This window comes from Algoriphagus halophilus, from assembly GCF_041729275.1.
In the GTDB taxonomy this organism is placed as follows: domain Bacteria; phylum Bacteroidota; class Bacteroidia; order Cytophagales; family Cyclobacteriaceae; genus Algoriphagus; species Algoriphagus halophilus_A.
The window spans coordinates 4,931,263-4,949,958 of sequence record NZ_CP146486.1 but is presented as its reverse complement, the minus strand read 5'-3'; the positions used below and the strand labels follow the sequence as shown (position 1 = coordinate 4,949,958).

The window sequence follows — 18,696 nt, the reverse complement described above, 5'->3', positions numbered from 1 at the left end:
TCATATTTTTCAGTTAGATTTCTTAAGACAAATGAAAACCCAATTTTTTCATTTGTTTCCGAAAAATAGTCTGGATAGAAATATCAAATGGTTCTAATGGACGGTCAAGAATTTTAATGAACACTTCATTCTTCCATAAGGAAGATTCTCCCTTTTTTGTTAAAAATTCATTCAAACTCGCATCCTTGTCCTCGAATTTGAAATACTCTTTGATGCTTCCTGATATAGTTTGTTTCCCACTTTGTCCCAACAACCCTCTTGCAGCTTCATTTAAATAAATGAAATTAAGGGCTGGATCGGTCACAACAATGGGGTCGCTTACCTGCGCTAAAATTTGAGATTGAAGCAGTAGATTTTCCTCAGAGGCCCTTTTATGGGTAATATCTGTACAAAAACCTACCACTTCCACACGTTGATTGAAAAAGTGCTTCCTCGCATCTATTTCGTATTGGATCACCACCTTCTTCTTTTCAGGTGAGAGCATTACAAATTCCCCGAAGTAGATTTATGGGTGGCAACTGTTTCTTTCAGATTATGGATAAACCCCTGTCGGTACTCTTTTTCCATGCTGTAGATCAACTTGGAAAATTTTGCATAGGTTGGATTTTCCCCCATACCAAACATATGGGCTAAACCTCCTGAGAAATGAAAACTCTTTCTAGCAGGAATGTACCTCCAGGATCCTGACTTGGCCAGAAGCTCGGTGGTAGCAAGTAAGGTTTCATTTCTTTCTATTTTTCGAAGTAATTGGCCTCCCTGATAAGCTCCGGATAGAATATCCCCCAATTGCCTCAAAATTTGAAGTTCGTTTTCTTCTAAATAACTGGCTGAATTATCAATCTCAAGAACTAATACCCCTTTCAGTTTATGAGAGGAAATTATTGGAACTAAAATGAAAAAAGATTCCTCCGTGGATCGAACGAGTTTCACTTTTCCAAAATCCCCGGATTTTGTTGATTCTTTCACCAAGTCAACTATTGATACTAATTGGGCATCTGGAATGGAGTATTCACCTTCCTTTTCCCATTTACTTAATTCTTCGAATCCCTTATCCTCTGAATTTAAAAATAGGACAGTTGAATTTCGAGCGTTCAAAAATGGACTTAAAATCTCCAAGGACTCCTGAAAGTTCTTACTGAGATCTTTTGGGTTTCCATTCAACAGGCGAGAAGAAATTTTATTGATGATATTTTCTAGTTCAAAACGTCTTTGAAGGGATAGGTCGGTTTGAATATATTCCGTAATATCTCTAGCACTAAAAAGCACTCCTTTGATCTGAGGATGATGCTGAAGGTTTTTGGCAAAACTTTCTATGTAGACTTTTTACCATTCCCTTGGTGAACCCAAAAATCAATATTGACCTCTTGATCTGATTCCAATGCCTCCTCAAAACTCCCCTTTATAATTTCTATAATCCCTGCATCAATCAGTTCCCTAAAATTTTTCCCAAGGAGATCATTTGCATTAAATCCAAGTTTTTGACCGACCGTGGGCCCAACAAACTTATATCGCCCCTCCTTGTCTAAAACAGTGATTAAATCATGCGTATTTGTCAGAATGCTCTCCAGGTATTTTAAGCTGAAATCAGATTGGGTTTCTTGGGTAAAAGTGGAACGTACCCCTTTAACAATTATAAAACGATCTTGATAGCTGGACGGAAGCGGAGTAAAACTCCATTCAAACAGAAGATCTTCATCGTTTTTTGTTTGAAGAGACTTTAAAAATGTAATAGGTTCTAATTCATTCCCATCAAAATAACTTTTTAATAACCCAATAACTTCAGGATCTTGAACGAATTCCTTCCAATGTTCATTCAACGAATTAAAGTTGGATTTAAAGAACTCATTGAAAAAAATAATTTCCTCCGAATCGATCAAAAAAGCGGCTCCCTTAGTTGATCAAAAAAATTGGAAATATCAAATTGTTGAAACTTTGTCATACTTTTCTACTACTCATTTTATCATTAAGAGCTCCCCTTAATTCAAAAAATGTTAGCTAATATGGCTAAAAGAAGGCTTACAAACTAACCTCTAAATGACATACTTTCAATTTAACTATTAATTTTTGGCTATTACTAATTAGTCTTTTCCAACAAAAAATCAAAAAGAAAAACCTCCATCAGATTTAATTCGTGATAAAATGACAATTAATAAGTTTATAAATCAAAATTCAATCTATGATCATTTCAACCACCCCAAATCTTGAAGGCTATCAAATCACTGAGTATTTAGGTATTGTTTCTGGGGAAACAATCATTGGCGCCAATGTTTTTAAAGATTTTTTCGCAAGCATTACTGACATCGTTGGAGGAAGAGCATCTTCCTACGAGCAAGTATTACGTGAAGCAAAAGCTACTGCAACTTCAGAAATGGAAATGCAAGCTCGAGCTTTTGGGGCAAATGCAGTAGTAGGAATCGACTTGGATTATGAAACCATCAGGGATGGTATGCTCATGGTCACTGTCAGTGGTACAGCAGTAAAAACCACAAAATTGTAACATCAAGTCCTGAGATTTCAGGACTTTTTTATTTGCTGGGTAACTTTCTCGAGATTCGCTTTTTTGCAAACAAATTCACCCACAATAACCACTGGTGCTGATTTGCAAAAATCCATGCATTTGGTTTTAATCAACTTGCATTGACCTTTCAGTTCTGAAGACTTAAGCTCTTTGGCTATTTCCTTATTCAGAATTTTTGAACCTGCTTTTTTACAATCAGATCCCCCGCATACAAAAACAAGTTTTCTTTTGGATTCCATTTAACCTCCTGATACAGCCTGCATCATTAAACCACATAAATAAGCGCCATAAGTACCTGCAGCATATCCTAATACCGCAAGCAATACTCCTACTGGTGCTAACGAAGAATCGAAAGCTGAGGCGACAATCGGAGCTGAAGCTGCTCCTCCCACATTGGCCTGAGATCCAACTGCCACATAAAAAAAGGGGGCTTTGATGAAATAGGCGACAATCAGCATAATTAGGATATGAAAAAACATCCATAAAATTCCTATTAAAAATAAAATAGGTGAATCCAAGACTGCTCCCAAATCCATTTGCATCCCAATCGATGCTACCAAGATGTATAATAAAACACTGCCCATTCTAGAGGCTCCTGCCCCTTCCAAATTTCTAGCTTTGGTGAAAGAAAGTAGCAAGCCAACTGTTGTGGCAATCACCACAATCCAAAAGAAGGCTGAATCCAATGAATATTGGCTCAATTGAGGATAATTTTCTCCTATAAATGGAGCGATGGCATCGGCTATCAAATGGGAGAAACCAGTTACCCCAAATCCAACCCCAAGAATCAACATGGTATCAGCCAAATTGGGAATTTTCATGATCCCAGCCCTAAACTCTGCAATTTTATCTCGAAGCTCATAGATCGCAGAACTGTCCGCTTTAAACTTTTTGTCGAATACTTCTGGTTTAGCAGCCCAATACAACAAAACAGCCATCCATAGGTTGGCAACCAACACATCCACTGCAATCATCTGACTAAACAAAGAAGGGCTTGCTCCAAAAACTTCCAGCATGGCGGTCTGGTTTGCTCCCCCTCCAATCCAAGAACCAGCGATGGTCGCTAATCCCCGCCAAATCTCATCGGGTCCACTTCCTCCCAACAATTCTGGTTGGATAAAACCTACTGTTGCCAATGCTAGAGGTCCTCCTATCATAATTCCAAATGTACCTGCCAAAAACATAGTCAAAGCCTTTGGCCCTAACTTTAATATGCTTTTTAAATCAATGCTGATGGTAAAAAGTACCAATGAAGCAGGTAATAAATACCTACTCGCTACCCTATAAATCCCTGAACTTTCTCCCGAAATCCACCCAAATGAATTAAATAAGGCTGGTATAAAGTAACACAGCAAGACAGTAGGGACTACTTTATAAAACTTTCTAAAAAAACGATTCTCACTAGCAGATGTAGCAAATACAATAGCCAAAATAGCCATCAAAATTCCAAAAACTACTGCATCATTAGTAAATAAAGGGCTGTGTTCTTCCATGCTTCGAAATACGGAGTGATTTTCAATAATACCTATAATAAATTTGAGAAAAACACCGGCAGGCTATTTTCCTTTCTCTAAAATTTGAAGCAATTCCCCTAAAATCATGGCTGTAGCTCCCCAAACCACCTCTTGATCGATGTCAAAATAAGGCGTGTCTAATCTAAATGACTTACTGATTTCAAGGGTTTTCTGCTTTTTAACCACCGGGCTTGTCAAATGCCTCACCGTAGTTTGAATAATTCTTTCTACTTCCTTTTCCTCAGGTATAAAATTTGGCTTGAGGGTTGAAAATCCAATAACAGGAGTAACCAAAAAATTACTAGGAGCTATATAAAGGTCTGTCATGGTCCCGATTACTTCCACCTTTTCAGGGTTCACTCCCACCTCTTCAGATGCTTCTCTCAAAGCGGTATGGATCAAATCAGGATCTTCTTCTTCCATTTTACCCCCAGGTAATGCAATCTGTCCACTATGCACTCCCTCATAGACAGGCCTTTTGATCAATGGGAAAAAGCTTCTCCTTGATCTGGATAAAAAAGAAGAAGTACAGCACCTTTCCTGTGATTTTTGGGTCGTTCTGGGTTAAACCGCGCCATATTGATAGGCCTTGGGGACATGGCCAAATGAGCATCTATTCCTGGAAGTGGGTTTTTTAAACCAGATGTTAGAATTTCTATGACTTCGAGAAACTCCATTTCAACTCAGGTCAACTTTCTTAATCTTGTTATTTATATAGGACTCAGGAGCATATTCGGATGCCACCTTGTTCAACTGATACCGATGGAGTTGGTGAGTATCTAAATCAATAATCCAGGCCATGGGTCTAAATCCAGCCTCTTCTTGAAAATACCCAAACACGACAAAAGTGGTATTATTTAACCACAACCCTTCCTCAAACATACCAGATGGCCCCATAAATAGCAGACGTTCCTTCATCCCGTCCTCTCGATACCAAATTACTTCGGAATCAGGATTTAAAAATGGTGAATCCAATCCTTCTTGGGCTTCCACTTTGTAACTATATATATCCATCGTTCCATTCCCTTCAGGATGTGGGATTTGATAAGGAAAAAGAGGGTCTCCTGGTAAAATTGGATTTTTCTCTGGCATTTCCATTGGATCAATAGAATCTGTCTGAATTAAAGAAAAATCAATTCCCTCAAAATTTCCAATTTGTTCCATCCAATGAGCTTTCCAGTCGGACTTTTCACCAAGCCCAAATTCCAAGAAACTTCTCAACTTTCTTGATTCCTCCTCATCAACACTCATAGCAGGTATTGCCCCTTCAGTTTCAGAATCAGAACTTTCGCAGGAATAAAAAAAACCTGTTAAGGCCAATAATGCGAGGATTCGAAGTGTATACGAAATGGATACTTTCATAGAAATCTTGTAGCAGAAGTTGAAACTAATCTAGAGTTAGTAAAAAACAAAAAAGGCCTGGATAAAATCCTGGCCTTTTCCTGCTCTCAAACCTATTAAACCTATTGTAGATATTCAATTCATGAATACTTGCGAAAAGTAGAAAATGTTTTCATATCCTCCAAACAATCGATTGCGAAAGATTTTCAAAATTTTATTTCCTCCCCTATTTTTTATGTTAAAGGCCTAAAAATCAGGACAAATAATCTATTTCAAATCTAAAATATTTTTATCCTTAGTATCTTGTCCAAATCTATTTCGGCAATATTCTTTAAGCATGACAAAAAACCTTGTTAAACAGGTAGCACATAAAATTTTAGATGGGTTCAATACTTACATTCACTCTTTCAACGCTTACACCAGGTTAACTCCAACATATTTTAGTGAAAGAAATTGGAAAGCAATCCAACTCAATCATAAACAGCGACTTCGTTTATATAAGGATTTACTGTTTCCTTTAGCGGCTACTTGTAAAGCCTTAATGGGAGAAAAAGTACAGACCGAGTACTATGGGCAACAATCAAGTTTCATTACACCACCTTAATCGCTGACAAGCCCGAACTGGAAATCGCGGAAACCTTTTTTAATTCGGTGATCCGCAAAACCTTTGATAATATTTCCATTGACGAAGAACTCATGTTTGTGATGGAAGGCCATGACTTTTGTAGCATAAGAGAAAACTCAGATTTGATCCGAAATTACCCTGAAGGGTTAGGGTTGGATAAAATTATACGCCAGATATTAGATGACTTTGACTTTGGCGCTCCATTTATGGACAAAGAAAGGGACATTCAATTCCTGATTGAAGGAGTCCAAAAAGTAATTCTTACCCGCTACAACATAGATCCCGAAACCAGGACCCAAATTCTGAAGTCTGTTTTCTATAGAAATAAAGCAGCTTATTTAATAGGAAGGACCTTTGTCGGAAAGAAATGGATGCCTTTTATTATTCCAGTTCTCAATGGAAAAAAAGGGTTGTTTGTAGACACCCTGATTTTTGACCCAAACCTTATGAGTCATATGTTTAGCTTCACCAGATCCTATTTTATGGTAGAGGCAGAAGTTCCTTCTGAAATTGTTGCTTTTTTAAGTTCAGTAATTCCCCATAAAAAAATCCATGAATTGTATAATGCCATCGGATTTAACAAACATGGAAAAACCCTTTTTACAGGGATTTTCTACATCACCTTGGTCATAGTACGGATCAGTTTGTAATAGCACCTGGAATCAAAGGAATGGTTATGACGGTGTTCACCCTCCCATCCTTAAACATTGTTTTCAAATTGATCAAAGATCATTTTGAGCCTCCTAAAAATATGACACGTCAAGAAGTGAGGGAAAAGTACAAGCTTGTTTCCCTTCATGACCGTGTCGGAAGAATGGCTGACACCCATGAATTTGAATATTTTAAAATACCCAAAGATCGAATTAGCCCAGAATTGCTTACTGAACTTCGAAATACAACCAACTCCTTATTGAAGTTTACGGACACCCATTTGGTCCTTAAACATCTCTACACGGAGCGAAAAATGGAACCCTTAAACCTATACTTGGAACATTGTGATACGGAAGAAGGTAAAAAAGTGGTCGAAGATTATGGAAGAGCAATTTTACAACTGGCACAGGCCAATATTTTCCCTGGGGATATGATGACCAAGAACTTTGGTTTGACTAGGCAAAAAAGGGTTATTTTCTATGATTACGATGAAATTGAGTTTCTGACGGACATGAATTTCAGAGTCAAGCCGAAAGCGGAAACTTATGAACAAATCTATGCTCCTGAACCCTGGTACTCTATTGCCAAAAATGATGTATTCCCTGAAGATTTTAAAAGATGGATGATTGGAAGAAAAGATTTAAAGGAACATTTTTTAACCTACCATGAAGACTTATTTTCGCCTGAATATTGGCAAGAGGTACAAAAACGAATCATGAAAGGTGAGTTGATCCATGCCTTCCCTTACCCGGAAGAAATCCGTTTTAGACCTGAGCAAAGAATCTAATTTAACTACTCCTTCTAATTGCTATTAACCATGAATTTTCATATTCAACCCATCTCATCAAAAAGCCAAGGTCTAAAAGTCATCCCAGTCCAAGAAGACTTGCTGAATCAAACTCTTCAAGAAAATATAGGAATACCGGTCAACCCGTCCTTATTTTCAGGAAAAAAAGACAGTACTTTTTAGTGGAGTCCAAGCAGGATATACTTCTATTAATCGGTTTGGGAAAGCATGCTGAATCCTATGAGGTTGAAACCTGTTTTCGAAGAGTTTTGACAAAAAACAAGGAGTTGGTAAAGGATCAAATCATTTTAGAATTTCCGGATTCTTGCTCCAAACAATTAATTGAAAGTGCGTTGATAGGCTTTCAACTAGGATCTTATTCCATTGGATTTTATAAAAAGAAAAACCCAGGGATTACCAAGACCTACAAGTGGAAATAAAAACCAACCATCCTGAAATTGAACAAATTTTATCCAGGGCAGGAAAAATTGCCAAGGCAAAAATGGAAGGATTTAAATTGGTCGATTTGCCTCCCAATGTACTGACTCCTGAATACTTGGCTACCTGGGCAAAAGAATGGGCTAACATACCAAATTCGAAAACAATCATTTTTGATCAAAAGAAAGCAGAAGAAAGAGGCCTGAAAGCATTTTTAGCAGTGGGAAGAGGAAGTGCTAAACCACCTAAATTCATCATCATGGAATATCGTCATCCCAATGCGAAATTTCACTTAGGGCTAGTAGGGAAAGGTGTCACCTTTGATACCGGAGGGCTTAATATCAAAACCTCTGGAATGGTAGATATGAAATCTGACATGGGAGGAGCTGCAGGAGTTTTAGCTGCCTCTCAACTGATTGCCGATTTAAAGCTTGAAATAAACCTAACCACCATTGTTCCATCTGTGGAAAATGCAGTTGATAAAGAAGCATATCTACCCAGTGAAATCATCGGCTCACATTCGGGGTTAAACATAGAAGTAATAGATACAGATGCAGAAGGAAGATTGATCCTAGCTGATGGTCTATCCTACATGGTTTCAACTTATCAACCGGATCATCTATTGGATTTAGCAACCTTAACAGGAAGTGCCTTAGGAACTTTTGGATATGAGTGCGGGGCACTTTTTTCCAATAATGAAAAATTCTCTGCTCTCCTTCAGGAATCTGGATTGAGAAGCGGAGAAAAAATTTGGCCTCTTCCCATCTGGGATGCCTACAGATCTGAAATGGACAGCGAAATAGCAGACATTAAAAATTACCATGGCAAACCTTATGCAGGAGCTATTACGGCAGCAAAATTTCTGGAAGCTTTCATTCACGAGCACCCTTCCTGGGCCCATATCGATATCCCTGGGGTTTCATTTAAAGATTCAGAATTTGCAAAAACCAAAACCGGCACTGCATTCGGAATGGGATTAATTTTAGATTTTGTGGAAAAAAGATCAACGAAATCTAAACGCCTTAAAATTTCTCTTCTATTCCTAAGCCAAAAAGTGCAAAATCATATTTCACAGGATCCTTTGGATCAAATTCCCTCAACCTTTCAGTAAGCTCTATGGCAGTCAACCAATCGGTTTGTTTTCTGGTAATCAAACCTAACTTCCGTCCCACTCGGTCTACGTGGAGATCACAAGGACATATGAGTTGAGAAGGGTGAATCCGATTCCAAATCCCGAAATCTACTCCCAGATCATCCTTCCGAACCATCCAACGTAAATACATATTGATCCTTTTACATGCTGCTTTTCGAGCTGGAGTGGCTATATGCTTTCTGGTTCTTTGCGGAGCTTCTGGGAGATGGAAGAAAAAGTCATGAAATGATTTCAAAATAGGCTCCATAGCCTCATTCCCTTCTTTCCATCCTAACAAAAATGCTTCTTCGAGTGAGCGATGATTTTTATAAAACCAACTTAAAAAATGAATGAAATACAGGGTATCAATATCATTGAAGGTACGGTGTTTAAAGTTTAAAAACGGCTTCAAGTCCTGTTCCTGATGGTGGATTAAAAAGTCATAAGGGGCATGATCCATCATCTGAAACAGCTCCTTACACTTATTAATAATGGTCTTTCGCTGACCCCAAGCCAAAATAGCGGCAAAGAAACCAGTGATCTCGATATCCTCCTTTTTGGAATATTGATGGGGAATCGACACCGGATCATTTTCAATAAAACCAGCCTGGTTATATTGAACTACTTTTTCATCTAAAAATTCTTTCAGATTATGCATCAAAGGGCAACTTTCACTTCTCCTCCCTGCGTTCCGTCAAACCATTTGAAGGAAAGTTCATTGTCCACCTTTTCAGAAACATGCCAATCAAAACATTTAATATTCGTCAATGGCTTTAAGGAATCTGCATCAGGATTATAAAGACAAATATCAAAATCCGGTAAGTTCTTGGATTCCGTGCTATTCCATTTTTCAAGAAGAAAACCTTCTTCTAATATCCTGACTTTATTTCCAAACACATAATCACTTAAGACGGTAGGCACCCCATCTTTCCTTCTCAATTTGAAACCTGAGGGTCCGAACATAATTTGTTTGCAGAGTTTCGCTTCCAAAAGGTCGTTGGAAAAAGGTAGTGTTTCCCATTCCTCCTCTTTCAATACCACTTTGGATCCTTCTGGTTTCAAGCGTGTAAGGAATCTGGAGAGTAGTGAAAACAAATACGTTAGTCCAATAAAAAGTAACCCAAAGCTTGCCAAGATTGGATAGGAAATGACAAAAATGGCATTCCAGATAAAGCGGAATATGTGGTGGAAAATGAGTTGAGCCTTATTCATCAGCCACAAAATTAGCCCTCTATAAAGTATAATCAAAAAATATGGACCAAATGAGGAAAATTAAAAACCCCGACAAGGCCGGGGTACATTGATAAATTCTTTCCCTAAAAGACCTTATTAGTACATCACTTCCACAGGGAATCTTGGATTCACAGCTTTAAGTTGATCATAAGCAGCTTGAGATAACTTGATCACAAGTTTGCTATTATCTCCCGTCTCAGGAAGTGTACCCACCACTCTGGCAAAAATAGTTACGTCGTTTTCTTCATTTTTAATTCTCATGATCGTCCCAACAGGAGCCGTTCTATGGAGAACCAAATATTTTTTATGACCACCAGTCCCTTCGATCAATTCAGCTTGTCCAGTTTCCTTAATATTTTTAAAACCTCCGGAAGCATTATCTGGATTGGCAGGGATGTTCATTTCATCCGCATCGGAAACCACTCTTGGTGTCCCAACAATTGGCACTGTAGAAGGACCTACCTCTCCTCTACCCACCTTCAGGGTTTGTCCTACTCTAACATTATTGGAGGTTAATGCATTCCAGGTAATCAAATCTTCCACTCTTGCTTGGTATTGATTGGCAATGGAAAATAAGGTTTCACCAGATTTCACCTCATGGGACACCCATTCTCCAGGTGCAATAGGCACTGCATTTTCCTCCGCCTTTTTCTCTGCCACTTCTTTCACTTCAACTTTTTCAGGTGCAGGAGCTGGCTTTTCTGCTTCCTTTTCAACCACTTTTGGCTTTTCAGACTCCGTTTTTTTCACGGGAGCAGAAGTAGTAGTGTTGGAAGTAGTGACTACTGCAACTTCCGTCTTTGGGCTATCTTGAACAACTGGTTCAACTTTGGGTTGAGCTGCCGCCACAGGCTTTTTAATAATAAGCGCTTGCCCCACGCTTAAGTCATTTCCTTTCAACTCATTCCATTGCATCACCTCACTCACAGTCACTCCATATTTTTTGAAATGGAGAAAAGGGTCTCTCCAGGGACTACTTTATGAAGACTTGCCCCATCAGGAATTTCAGATTTAGCAATAAAAGGAACCCGAATCGTCTGACCAATCTTCAGTCCTTGTTTAAGGACCGCATTTGACTCAATAATTTCACTTACCGGAGCTGCATATCGTCTACTAATTCCGAAAAGAGTTTCTTTAGGCTCTACAGCATGAAGGATATAAGTCTTATCACCAACTCTCTCCACTCCTACTGAATCTATACTTGTCATTTCTGAAGCAATGGAAGCACTTGAAATCATTAGAAAACCTGAGAATATGGCTACATGGAATTTAGATCCGAAAATCATAATACGTGTTGGGATTGAATAATTGATGTATTCTAAATACAAGATTAATTTCGATTTGCAGTAGAAACAAGAATTATGCTAGAAAACAATAATCCTGTGATTAATCTTGAGAATACAAAGATGAGAGTTTTTTAAACCAAAGTTGTTAAAAACAGCAGTTTCCGCTGCCTTTTCGTATATTTTCCTTGCAATTGCGTACAAATCTATATGAAGACCCTAATTAGACATCTCTTTACCTTACTAGTGTTTTTTCCTTTGCTCTTGAAAGCTCAGGACCAAGCTGTAAATACCGTGTTTACATTTAAAATCGATGAGGATATTGACCCTGCCATGAATCGAAAAGTAAAGTTGGCACTAGAACAAGCAAAAGAAGCGTCTGCAGATCTTATCATCATTGAAATGGATACCTATGGAGGGGCAGTCAATGATGCCGATGATATCAGAACTATGATCTTGGAATCTTCCATCCCTATTTATGTTTTTATCAATAAGGATGCTGCGTCAGCTGGAGCTTTAATCTCCATTGCCAGTGATAAAATATTTATGGCCCCAGGGGAAGTATTGGGGCAGCCACCGTGGTAAATGGCATGGATGGAGCCGCTGCACCAGACAAATATCAATCCTACATGCGGTCCATGATGAGAAGTACGGCTGAAGCCAAGGGACGGGATCCAAAAATTGCGGAAGCCATGGTAGATGAGAATATAGAAATCGAGGGGATAAGTGAGGCTGGTTCTGTAGTTACTTTTTCTGTTTCTGAAGCAAAAAAATATGGGTTTTGTGATGGTGAGTATAGTTCCATAGACCAACTTATACAAGATCAAAACCTTTCAGAAGCCAACCTCATATCCTATCAAACCGACTTTACCGAGAAAATCATTGCCTTTTTTCTTAGTCCAGCGGTAAGTGGTTTTTTAATCCTCATCATCATAGGTGGAATCTATTTTGAATTGCAAACACCTGGAGTAGGTTTTCCTTTAGTAGCATCTTTGATTGCAGTCGTATTATATTTTACTCCCTATTACTTAAATGGCTTGGCCGACAATTGGGAAATCATCGTTTTTGTGGCGGGAATTATTCTCTTGGCGCTAGAGCTTTTTGTCATTCCTGGTTTTGGGATTTTTGGGATTCTGGGGATTACCTGTATCCTTTCCGGATTGGTATTGGGCATGCTCCCCAATGAAAACTTTGACTTTGAATTTGTCCCGGCCTCTGAATTATTTGCCGCCTTACTGACGGTGATCTTGGCGGCTATTGCATCTGTGGGGATCGTTTTTTGGCTCACTCCAAAAGTCAATGAATGGAAGGCATTCAGTGCCATTTCCCTAGCAGGAACCCAGCAAAAAAGCGATGGTTATACTTCCAGTTTCTATTCAGAGCGTTTACAAGGACAAAAAGGGATTGTACATTCCAGACTGCGACCTAGTGGAAGGGTGGAAATTGAAGGTGAAATTTATGATGCTTATTCCAGAGGGGAATTTATAGACAAGGGAGAGCCCATCATTGTCATTTCGACAGAAGGAACTTCTCTGAAAGTCAAAAAATCAGAGGCTTAAACTTTTTGGAATTCCTTAAGTTTGCACCATGAACCCATTTCAGTCTGTTTATGAAGAGATAGGAGAAGAAAAAATCCGTCATCTCTCCCACTTATTTTATCTAGAAGTTAAAAAAATGAAGCGTTAAGAAGCCTGTATCCTGAAAAGGATTTGGCTCCTGCCGAAGACCGTCTATTCTTATTTTTACTTCAGGTTTTCGGAGGACCTCAGACCTACTCCGAACAAAGAGGGCATCCAAGATTGAGGATGAGGCATCTCAATTGGAAGATCGACAGCAAAATGAGAAACCACTGGCTCAATGCCATGATGACTGCTTTAGATCAAATGGACCTAGATCCTAATGTCAAAGAGTTGATGCTGGGATACTTTATCAAAGTGGCCAACCACATGATCAATCATGAATAAGATTTTGAGAAGAATTTATTCAGGATATGCAGGGCTTCTTTTTATTCTGAGCTTTATTCTGATTTTCCCTTTTATACTGATCTGTATTTGGATTCCAGGTTTTAAAAAATTTGGAAGAAAAATCAATAGATATTGGGCCAGAGTATATTTCACTTTGATTTTTCTGCCTGTTAAAATCGAGAATAGAGCTAAAACAAAAAGGGGTCAACCTTATATCTTCGTAGCAAACCACTTCAGCTACTTAGACATTCCCATGATGGGGTTTATTCCCGGAGATGTACAGTTTGTGGGGAAAGCTTCTATCAGAAAAGCTCCATTATTTGGTTATTACTTCAAACAGCTACATATCGCTGTGGATCGTGAGCGACTTAAAAGCCGAGCGGAAACTATGAGAAGATCTATTGCTGCCATTGAACAAGGAAGTGGATTGATCATTTTCCCTGAAGGAGGTATTTACACTAAAAACCCACCTCAGATGATTCCTTTTAAAATCGGAGCATTCAAAATTTCCATATCCAAACAAATCCCCATTATCCCGGTCACTTTATCTTATAATCATATAATTTTGCCTGATGACGGTAAGTTATTGCTAAATTGGAGGCCTGCAAAAATGGTGATCCATGAAGTGATCTTACCTACTGAGGAAGACACTGAAGAAACCTTGAAACAAAAATGTTTTGATGTCATTCAGAATCAATTGAATTTAGATGCCGAAAACTTATGAGAATCGATAAAACCACCATCAAAAAAATCTCTCATTTAGCCAGATTGGAATTTGATGAAAACAGTGCTGAAAAAATGTCTCGTGACATGAGTCAGATTTTGGACTGGGTAGAACAGCTCAATGAAATAAACACTGACAATATAGAACCCTTAACCACGATGTCTTCCGAAGTAAATGATATGAGAGAAGATATCAGTGGCACACATTTAAATCATGAGGCCGCTTTAAAAAATGCTCCAAAAAGAGATGCAGAATACTTTAGAGTTCCGAAAGTATTAGAATAATGAGTCTAAAAAATTCAAATCAAGGCGATCAAATTACTAGTCTGTTTGCCCTCCTACTTCTGATAGCTGGAGGGCTTTTTGCACTTTACTATTTGGTATTGGATCCCATGCCTTATGAGGTGATAGAAAGCGCAACATTTTTGGACAGGATTGCCGTGCCATTTGATTGGGTTCAAATAGGGCCGCTTGCCTACCCCATCAACATTGACAACTTTTTGATTTTTCAGGAATTTCATTCCTTACCCATGGCAATTAATCCAATGGAGTCCTATTTCTTTTTTGGATTGGTCTTTCTAATTGCCTCCTCTTTTTTAACCATACTCTCGGGATTCAATAAAATGGCAATTGTAGCTGGAGGGATCGGTTGGATCGTATTGGTTACACTTTGTAATTTCAATGGGTTAAATATCGGGGGAGCAAGTGCTAATTTACCCTTGATTATTGTATTAGTGGGCTCTTTGGGTCCTGTGATTATTCTTCATATCTGGGGTCAAAATTTATCATTGATCCTTAAATGGTGTATCACTACCACCAGCTTTGGGCTGGCCATTTTTATCTTGGTTAAGCTTAGTCCCATTACCCAACCAATCCTATTTATATCAGAATATTCAACGGTTATGGCCTTGGGTTTATGTATTGCCTGGATATTTTGGAATGGACATAGTTTTGTTTCGGGAATCTATATTCTTCTGGCAAGAGCGAATAAGGATTTAGGCATGAAAATTTCGTACCAAATGGGAATTATTTCCATAGGATATCTTGCCTCACTTTTTTTATTGTTTATGGAGATGACAGGAGATTTAGTCACTCCATTTTTCGGGTTTTCTCCCCTATACCTATTGATTCCAGTCGGAGCATTGGGATGGGTATCTTTCAATTCCAAAATCAAGCAAATTCCGAATTTGGCCGCAGATGGAAAAACCCTAAAAATGCTCCATCTCTTAGGTTTTGGACTGACCTTATGGCTTTGCTGGAAACTTATCTTAAGCGGCAATCAACCGGGAGAAGAACTAGTAAAGCATTTATTTCTCTATAGCCAGATAGGATTTACGCTCTTCTTCATCGTATACCTTTTTAGTAACTTTTTGTCCATCATGGATTCTGGAAAGGCCATTGATGAAATTCTTTATAAACCGTATTCGCTCCCCTATTATCATCTTCGCATTGGGGGGCTAATGGCTATCTTGGTGCTGACCATCTACGCAGAAGGGATCATCTCGGTGCAGCTGAATGCCCTGACGAATAATATAATGGGAGATTATTATTACCAATCAGGTCAACAGCTGGAGGCAAGCATTCTCTATGAAAACTCCTGGGCTAAATACAGAAAAAACAACAAGGCAAAACACCTCACTGCACAGCTCCTGTTCGAATTAAACCAACCTACTTTGGCGAAGCAACATTTGGAAGAGAGTTTTGCAGAATATCCCCAAGTAGACAATATCATCCTTTTAAGTAATCGGTTACATCGGGAAGACAAACTGTTTGAATCGATCTTTTACTTAGAAAAAGGGCTGGACATTTTCCTTCCAATCCTTATTTAGCCAATAATCTCGCGCTTTTCTATGTCAAAATAAAGCAGGAAGAAAAAGCTGTGCAAACACTTGAGACACATGCTCAAAACCATCCTACCCTGCTATCTAATTTATCGGCTTTGCGGACAAAATTGGGTTATAAGGGTGAAATGAATGAAAATCCAACAGACTTAATTGGGCAAATCAATCAATTGGCATTAAACAATGCATCTGCCAATTTATCCGGTAATGAGCTAAAAAATGCCATCAAATCCGGATTAGAAAAAGAACAAAGCCCCATGCTCATCCATGCAGGCTGGAGAAATTTACTTTCGGATAGAGACCGATCCGACCCTGGCCATGAACTTACCTTTTTGGATAGCCTCAGTAAGCAGCCAGAAATGGTAGATTATTTAATGGATATTCAGGAAACAGCAGTCATCAGAAGTTTAGGTGCGGGAAGAATCTCTGAAGCAGTCAAAAATTTAAATGGGTTAGCGTTTAGAAACCCAGGTTCTGCAGGTTATTATTTAAATCTTTCTTCTCAAATATTAGCTCAAAACCTTGATTTCAAAAAGCAGCTAGAGAGTTGATTGTGGCGGAAGAAAAAGGCTTCAAGGCATTTCAACCCCACCATATTGCGATTTTGCTTCTCTCAGGATACAGTGGGAATGCCGAAGAAATCAAAAATGAATATCAAGTTATTTCGCCTGAATTTTTATTAGAATCAGCAGGAATCAGCAAAGCGTATTTTGACTTGATCAAAAACCTTCATGAATCATTACCTCAGAAGGTATTCTCTGAATGGAAATCATTCCCTGATTCTGAATTAAAATTGGATCTGTCTGTTAGACTCCTTAGTTACAAGGCCCATGGTTTGGAAGTAAATCAAATCCAAGAAGTCGGAGCCTATTTAGTAGACCATTTAGAAAACACGGAAGAATTAGCAAAATTCCTTACCGATCCAAATTGGCAAAAGGAGGAAAGCTTAACCTCTTTCACTCATTGGCTGGGCCTTGGCGAGGAATTAACGGCTAATCCTTATTTTACTCCTTTGGTCTTAGCTGCTGCAGAAAGGATTAATGATCCACTCACTCAATATGAATTATTGAATGATGTGTCCCAGTTTAATCATGACCCTTTATTATGGATCCGAAAAATCCAGGCTGCTAGAAGGGTTAATCTGGATAATTACGCGGATGATGCATTAGCAAAACTGAAAGAATGGGTATCTGATTCTGAACTGGAAAAACTTAATTTTTGAACTTAGCCATATATTTCACGTAATTTCACTAGTCTACTTTTAATTTTTTAACGCATATAATTTATCTTCAGCAAAAAATAGCATCCATGAGCAGAGTAATTGAAACCCATGAAATAAATAAAACCTATAAAATGGGAGCTGAAGTGATTCAGGCTCTTAAGTCTGTATCCATTACAGTAGACAAAGGTGAATATGTAGCATTTATGGGTCCCTCTGGATCGGGTAAATCTACCTTGATGAATATCATTGGATGTTTGGACACCCCTACTTCTGGCACCTATATTTTAAATAATAAAGATGCCAGTGATATGACAGAAAATGAACTGGCAGAGATTCGAAACAAAGAAATCGGATTTGTATTTCAGACTTTTAATCTTCTTCCACGAGCAACCTGTTTAGAAAACGTTGCCTTGCCATTGGTCTATGCCGGATATAGCAAAGAAGATAGAGAAGAATTAGCATTTCAAGCACTTTCCAATGTGGGACTTGGAGAAAGAACGAAACATAAACCTAATGAACTTTCAGGTGGTCAACGCCAACGTGTGGCAATCGCTAGAGCTTTGGTAAATAATCCAAGTATTATTTTAGCGGATGAACCCACAGGTAACCTAGATTCCAAAACCTCTTATGAAATCATGGAATTGTTTCATGAGTTACATGCCAAAGGAAATACCATCATCATGGTTACACACGAGGATGATATCGCCCATTATGCGCATAGAATTGTGAGATTAAGGGATGGACTGGTAGAAACTGACACAATAAATCCAAATCCTACACGTGGAGTTGCGATGCACACCTAATTATCCATTTTTTTACAAATAGATTCTTATTTTTGTCGGAAGATCAAATGATTGCCGATGAAAATCTATACAAAAACAGGAGACAAAGGAATCACCTCATTATTGGGGGTATTCGTGTCCCAAAATCTGATTTAAGAATAGATGCTTATGGGACAATCGATGAGTTAAATTCTTACCTTGGATTAGTTAGAGATCAACCCGTAAATCAAAAAAGAGGGGATCTTTTAAAAGAAATTCAGGATAGGTTATTTACCATTGGGTCAGATTTAGCCACTGTTCCAGGCAAGGAAAAAGTAAAAAAACCGGACCTTCATCTGGAGGATATTGCTCTTTTGGAAAAAGAGATGGATCTGATGGAAATGGAGCTTCCTCCTTTAAAAGCATTTATCTTACCGGGAGGACATCAAGCTGTTTCTTTTTGCCATTTGGCGAGAACAGTTTGTAGGAGAGCGGAACGGATCACCGTTGAATTAGCATCTTTCGAACAAGTTTCAGATTTGATAATTCAATATCTAAATAGACTTTCGGATTTTCTCTTTGTGTTGGGAAGAGCTATGAGTCAGGAATTAGGCGCTGAGGAAATTACCTGGAAGCCGCGAATTTAACATTGTATTTCACACT

The 18,696-nt window shown here is 38.5% G+C and carries 23 protein-coding genes and 3 pseudogenes; 14 read left to right on the top strand and 12 right to left on the bottom strand.

The genetic code is table 11. From position 1 onward, the window contains the following. Nucleotides 1–22: 22 nt before the first annotated feature. From V8V91_RS26695 to V8V91_RS26685, 3 genes are read right to left on the bottom strand one after another with little or no spacing between them, the layout of a single operon-like run. A complete protein-coding gene (locus V8V91_RS26695; protein ID WP_373398034.1) occupies nt 23–484 on the bottom strand; it encodes a PAS domain-containing protein in 462 nt (153 codons plus the stop codon). After that, on the bottom strand, nt 484–1,266 hold the full coding sequence (locus V8V91_RS26690; RefSeq protein ID WP_373398033.1) for a GAF domain-containing protein: 783 nt from the start codon (nt 1,264–1,266) through the stop codon (nt 484–486). Before V8V91_RS26690 ends, V8V91_RS26695 begins: the two co-directional genes overlap by 1 nt. A gap of 44 nt (nt 1,267–1,310) precedes the next feature. Then, complete coding sequence (locus V8V91_RS26685; RefSeq protein ID WP_373398032.1) at nt 1,311–1,817, bottom strand: PAS domain S-box protein; 507 nt, start codon at nt 1,815–1,817, stop codon at nt 1,311–1,313. A 359-nt stretch (nt 1,818–2,176) separates the two neighbouring features. On the opposite strand from V8V91_RS26685, the gene V8V91_RS26680 reads away from it, so the two are divergent. Next, nucleotides 2,177–2,497, top strand: a complete 321-nt coding sequence (locus V8V91_RS26680) for a YbjQ family protein (RefSeq protein ID WP_074223701.1) — start codon at nt 2,177–2,179, stop codon at nt 2,495–2,497. Between the two features lie 17 nt (nt 2,498–2,514). Here V8V91_RS26680 and V8V91_RS26675 read toward each other — a convergent pair whose 3' ends face one another. The 5 genes from V8V91_RS26675 to V8V91_RS26655 all read right to left on the bottom strand — a co-directional run bounded on the left by V8V91_RS26675 (nt 2,515) and on the right by V8V91_RS26655 (nt 5,394). Beyond that, on the bottom strand, nt 2,515–2,757 hold the full coding sequence (locus V8V91_RS26675) for an NAD(P)H-dependent oxidoreductase subunit E (RefSeq protein WP_373398031.1): 243 nt from the start codon (nt 2,755–2,757) through the stop codon (nt 2,515–2,517). After that, entirely contained in the window at nt 2,758–4,011 is a 1,254-nt protein-coding gene (locus tag V8V91_RS26670; protein ID WP_373398030.1) for a DUF819 domain-containing protein, read from the bottom strand. Nucleotides 4,012–4,074: 63 nt separating this feature from the next. Next, on the bottom strand, nt 4,075–4,518 hold the full coding sequence (locus tag V8V91_RS26665; RefSeq protein WP_373398029.1) for a CoA pyrophosphatase: 444 nt from the start codon (nt 4,516–4,518) through the stop codon (nt 4,075–4,077). Then, complete coding sequence (locus V8V91_RS26660; RefSeq protein ID WP_373398028.1) at nt 4,515–4,709, bottom strand: hypothetical protein; 195 nt, start codon at nt 4,707–4,709, stop codon at nt 4,515–4,517. The genes V8V91_RS26665 and V8V91_RS26660 overlap by 4 nt, the downstream gene beginning before the upstream one ends. A 1-nt stretch (nt 4,710) precedes the next feature. Then, nucleotides 4,711–5,394: a hypothetical protein gene (locus tag V8V91_RS26655; RefSeq protein ID WP_373398027.1), complete on the bottom strand. Its 684-nt coding sequence runs from the start codon at nt 5,392–5,394 to the stop codon at nt 4,711–4,713. A gap of 316 nt (nt 5,395–5,710) precedes the next feature. On the opposite strand from V8V91_RS26655, the pseudogene V8V91_RS26650 reads away from it, so the two are divergent. The 4 genes and pseudogenes from V8V91_RS26650 (at nt 5,711) to V8V91_RS26635 (ending at nt 8,985) form a co-directional block, all read left to right on the top strand. Next, nucleotides 5,711–6,648: pseudogene (locus V8V91_RS26650) on the top strand (isocitrate dehydrogenase kinase/phosphatase AceK regulatory subunit). Nucleotides 6,649–6,668: 20 nt separating this feature from the next. Next, nucleotides 6,669–7,436, top strand: a complete 768-nt coding sequence (locus V8V91_RS26645) for a bifunctional isocitrate dehydrogenase kinase/phosphatase (protein WP_373398026.1) — start codon at nt 6,669–6,671, stop codon at nt 7,434–7,436. Between the two features lie 182 nt (nt 7,437–7,618). Then, a complete protein-coding gene (locus tag V8V91_RS26640) occupies nt 7,619–7,876 on the top strand; it encodes a hypothetical protein (RefSeq protein ID WP_373398025.1) in 258 nt (85 codons plus the stop codon). Beyond that, on the top strand, nt 7,867–8,985 hold the full coding sequence (locus tag V8V91_RS26635; RefSeq protein WP_373398024.1) for a M17 family metallopeptidase: 1,119 nt from the start codon (nt 7,867–7,869) through the stop codon (nt 8,983–8,985). Before V8V91_RS26640 ends, V8V91_RS26635 begins: the two co-directional genes overlap by 10 nt. Here the strand turns inward: V8V91_RS26635 and V8V91_RS26630 are convergent. From V8V91_RS26630 to V8V91_RS26615, 4 genes are all read right to left on the bottom strand, one after another. Next, nucleotides 8,897–9,664, bottom strand: coding sequence for a TIGR02757 family protein (locus V8V91_RS26630; protein ID WP_373398023.1), 768 nt, complete (start codon nt 9,662–9,664; stop codon nt 8,897–8,899). The two genes, V8V91_RS26635 and V8V91_RS26630, sit on opposite strands and share 89 nt — an antisense overlap. Next, complete coding sequence (locus V8V91_RS26625; RefSeq protein ID WP_373398022.1) at nt 9,664–10,101, bottom strand: hypothetical protein; 438 nt, start codon at nt 10,099–10,101, stop codon at nt 9,664–9,666. The genes V8V91_RS26630 and V8V91_RS26625 overlap by 1 nt, the downstream gene beginning before the upstream one ends. A 234-nt stretch (nt 10,102–10,335) precedes the next feature. After that, nucleotides 10,336–11,154, bottom strand: a complete 819-nt coding sequence (locus tag V8V91_RS26620; RefSeq protein WP_373400821.1) for a LysM peptidoglycan-binding domain-containing protein — start codon at nt 11,152–11,154, stop codon at nt 10,336–10,338. Nucleotides 11,155–11,168: 14 nt separating this feature from the next. Continuing rightward, entirely contained in the window at nt 11,169–11,567 is a 399-nt protein-coding gene (locus tag V8V91_RS26615; protein WP_373398021.1) for a LysM peptidoglycan-binding domain-containing protein, read from the bottom strand. A 165-nt stretch (nt 11,568–11,732) separates the two neighbouring features. Between V8V91_RS26615 and V8V91_RS26610 the strand changes: the two are divergent. From V8V91_RS26610 to V8V91_RS26570, 9 genes and pseudogenes are all read left to right on the top strand, one after another. Beyond that, nucleotides 11,733–13,081, top strand: a pseudogene (locus V8V91_RS26610) (nodulation protein NfeD). Between the two features lie 150 nt (nt 13,082–13,231). Beyond that, nucleotides 13,232–13,486: a hypothetical protein gene (locus V8V91_RS26605; RefSeq protein WP_373398020.1), complete on the top strand. Its 255-nt coding sequence runs from the start codon at nt 13,232–13,234 to the stop codon at nt 13,484–13,486. After that, nucleotides 13,479–14,210 (top strand): lysophospholipid acyltransferase family protein, encoded by a 732-nt coding sequence (locus tag V8V91_RS26600; RefSeq protein ID WP_373398019.1) that lies wholly within the window; start codon nt 13,479–13,481, stop codon nt 14,208–14,210. Before V8V91_RS26605 ends, V8V91_RS26600 begins: the two co-directional genes overlap by 8 nt. Then, nucleotides 14,207–14,494, top strand: a complete 288-nt coding sequence (gatC, locus tag V8V91_RS26595; protein ID WP_373398018.1) for an Asp-tRNA(Asn)/Glu-tRNA(Gln) amidotransferase subunit GatC — start codon at nt 14,207–14,209, stop codon at nt 14,492–14,494. The genes V8V91_RS26600 and gatC overlap by 4 nt, the downstream gene beginning before the upstream one ends. Continuing rightward, nucleotides 14,494–16,038: a tetratricopeptide repeat protein gene (locus V8V91_RS26590; RefSeq protein ID WP_373398017.1), complete on the top strand. Its 1,545-nt coding sequence runs from the start codon at nt 14,494–14,496 to the stop codon at nt 16,036–16,038. The genes gatC and V8V91_RS26590 overlap by 1 nt, the downstream gene beginning before the upstream one ends. A 50-nt stretch (nt 16,039–16,088) precedes the next feature. After that, nucleotides 16,089–16,601, top strand: a complete 513-nt coding sequence (locus V8V91_RS26585; RefSeq protein WP_373398016.1) for a hypothetical protein — start codon at nt 16,089–16,091, stop codon at nt 16,599–16,601. After that, nucleotides 16,598–17,272, top strand: a complete 675-nt coding sequence (locus V8V91_RS26580) for a hypothetical protein (protein ID WP_373398015.1) — start codon at nt 16,598–16,600, stop codon at nt 17,270–17,272. The genes V8V91_RS26585 and V8V91_RS26580 overlap by 4 nt, the downstream gene beginning before the upstream one ends. Before the next feature lie 86 nt (nt 17,273–17,358). Beyond that, nucleotides 17,359–18,075: an ABC transporter ATP-binding protein gene (locus V8V91_RS26575; RefSeq protein WP_373398014.1), complete on the top strand. Its 717-nt coding sequence runs from the start codon at nt 17,359–17,361 to the stop codon at nt 18,073–18,075. Between the two features lie 57 nt (nt 18,076–18,132). Further along, nucleotides 18,133–18,680: pseudogene (locus V8V91_RS26570) on the top strand (cob(I)yrinic acid a,c-diamide adenosyltransferase). Nucleotides 18,681–18,696 lie beyond the last annotated feature (16 nt).